The organism is Arthrobacter sp. HMWF013 (assembly GCF_003061105.1).
Taxonomy (GTDB): domain Bacteria; phylum Actinomycetota; class Actinomycetes; order Actinomycetales; family Micrococcaceae; genus Arthrobacter.
Window position 1 is genome coordinate 1 of the sequence record NZ_QAIQ01000225.1, and the last position, 1,026, is coordinate 1,026.

At 66.7% G+C, this 1,026-nt stretch carries 1 protein-coding gene; it reads left to right on the plus strand.

Going from position 1 to position 1,026, the window contains the following annotated elements:
• Window positions 1-1,026: ribonuclease E/G (locus tag DBR22_RS09240; RefSeq protein ID WP_181365095.1), on the plus strand; the 1,026-nt coding region annotated here is incomplete at both ends.

Genomic DNA, 1,026 nt, shown 5'->3' on the forward strand with positions numbered 1-1,026 from the left:
CCTCTACGGCGAACCTGACCTCACCATCAAGGTTGTCCGCGACGTCTTCAACGAGGACTTCTCCAAGCTGATCGTCTCCGGCGAAGAAGCCTGGGACACCATCGAGGCCTACGTCACCTACGTTGCCCCGGATCTGGTGGGCCGCCTGGAAAAGTGGACCAAGGACCAGGACATCTTCGCTGCCTGGCGGATCGACGAACAGATCCACAAGGCACTCGAACGCAAGGTTTTCCTGCCGTCCGGCGGGTCCCTGGTCATCGACCGGACCGAAGCCATGACCGTGGTGGACGTCAACACCGGCAAATTTACCGGCAGCGGCGGCAACCTCGAGGAGACCGTCACCAAGAACAACCTCGAAGCCGCCGAGGAAGTGGTCCGGCAGCTCCGGCTCCGCGATATCGGCGGCATCATTGTCATCGACTTCATCGACATGGTGCTCGAGTCCAACCGTGATCTGGTGCTGCGGCGCATGGTGGAATGCCTGGGCCGCGACCGCACCAAGCACCAGGTCGCCGAAGTGACATCGCTGGGCCTGGTCCAGATGACGCGCAAACGGATGGGCACGGGGCTCCTGGAGGTCTTCGGGGAGCAGTGCGAAACCTGTGCCGGCCGCGGAATCGTCACCCACGACGACCCCGTGGAACATCGCCGGGCCAATACTGTCGCTGCCGAACACCATGTGCAGCGTGCAGACAGCCACCGCGCGGACGCGCCGCGTACCGATCAGCGCCCTGACCAGCGCATGGATGTGGCCCGCGGAGACAGCCAGCCCGGCGGCCGCAACGACCGCAAGCGCCGCCGTGGGCGCGGGGGCCAGCCCCTCGACGTCGCGCCGGCCGCCCCGGTTCAGATCCATACGGTCCACCCCGACCCCAGCGACGCCGAGCGCCACGCCAAGGCGGAGGCCACCAGGGCGGCACTGGCAAACATCGCCGCTGCCGCACATGCTGCACACCTGCACGAAGACGAGGTGGCACAGGCAATCAGCGCCGCAGGCCAGGCTGCCGCAGGGGCACCGGCGAAGGC